Origin of the sequence: Mesorhizobium sp. M2A.F.Ca.ET.067.02.1.1 (genome assembly GCF_004023285.1) — a bacterium.
Classification (GTDB): domain Bacteria; phylum Pseudomonadota; class Alphaproteobacteria; order Rhizobiales; family Rhizobiaceae; genus Mesorhizobium.
The window spans coordinates 1-1,403 of the sequence record NZ_RZSB01001089.1; the positions used below are offsets into that span (position 1 = coordinate 1).

1 protein-coding gene and 1 pseudogene are annotated in these 1,403 nt (G+C 62.3%); both read left to right on the forward strand.

The features are described from left to right. Positions 1 to 888: M3 family metallopeptidase (locus EOA28_RS35685; RefSeq protein ID WP_148671101.1), on the forward strand; the 888-nt coding region annotated here is incomplete at its 5' end. A gap of 351 nt (positions 889 to 1,239) precedes the next feature. Further along, positions 1,240 to 1,403 (forward strand): annotated as a pseudogene (locus tag EOA28_RS40725) (proton-conducting membrane transporter); the annotation flags it as partial.

The window sequence follows — 1,403 nt, forward strand, 5'->3', positions numbered from 1 at the left end:
CGCAACGCGCCGCTGCCGGAGACGCCGAAGGCGGTGATCCGCTGGGACGACGCCAGGGATACGGTGCTCTCCGCCTACCAGCGCTTTTCGCCCGACATGGCCGAAATCGCGCGCGGCTTTTTCGATCGCAGATGGATCGACGCGCCGGTGCGGCCGGGCAAATCACCCGGCGCCTTCGCCCACCCGACAGTCCCGTCGGCGCATCCTTACGTGCTGCTCAACTACATGGGCAAGCCGCGCGACGTGATGACGCTGGCGCATGAGCTCGGCCATGGCGTGCACCAGGTGCTGGCCGCCGGCCAGGGCGCGCTTATGGCCTCGACGCCGCTGACGCTGGCCGAGACCGCCTCCGTCTTCGGCGAGATGCTGACCTTCCGCTCTCTGCTCGAACAGACCAGTGACAGACGCGAGCGCAAGGCCATGCTCGCTCAGAAGGTCGAGGACATGATCAACACGGTCGTGCGCCAGATCGCCTTCTATGAGTTCGAGCGCAAGGTGCATACCGAGCGCAAGAACGGCGAGCTGACCTCGGACAGGTTGGGCGAATTCTGGCTGGAGGTGCAGGCCGAAAGCCTGGGGCCGGCAATCAAGCTGCGCGACGGCTACGAGGTCTTCTGGACCTATATCCCGCACTTCATCCATTCGCCCTTCTATGTCTATGCCTATGCCTTCGGCGACTGCCTGGTGAACTCGCTTTACGCCGTCTACCAGAATGCCGAGCGGGGATTTCAGGAGAAGTATTTCGAGATGCTGCGCGCCGGCGGCACCAAGCATCACTCCGAACTCCTGGCGCCCTTCGGCCTCGACGCCACCGATCCCGCGTTCTGGCAGATCGGCCTCGGCGTGATCGGTTCGCTGATCGACGAGTTGGAAGCGCTGGACAAGTGAACAGCAACGAAGCGTGCATCGATAGCTATAGTTTAGCCGAGACGCATATTAGCCAGATTCTATTCTTGCCCTAAATAGCTGTTCTTGAATAACTCTCCGGCGCATTTTCAACTGGCTTTCGACAAGCCATATGATAGCGTCCGGCCTCAAGCTCAGCCGGACGCATCGCGCAGGCCAGAGATGCCTGCCGCTCCGCTACGGCGAATGCGATGATGGCCGTCGGTCCGGACAAGGCCGAACGCCGATGGCTCGATTGAAGCCGGCGGTTCCACCGAACACGGAACCTTTGACGATCCTTGACGGCAAGCGTGCCCTCCCAGCCGCGGCCGACGGATCGGACTGGAGAGGGAAATGAGCACTTTCTTCTACATGCTCCTGGCGTTCGTTATGGGTATCCTGGCTGGCTGGTTCATCTGGGGCCGCCTGCGCGGCGAGCTCGACAGTCTGCGTGGCGATCTTGATCGCACCCGAAGCGAACGCGACAGGCTGAAGGCCGACAGCGATCGGCTGAAGGG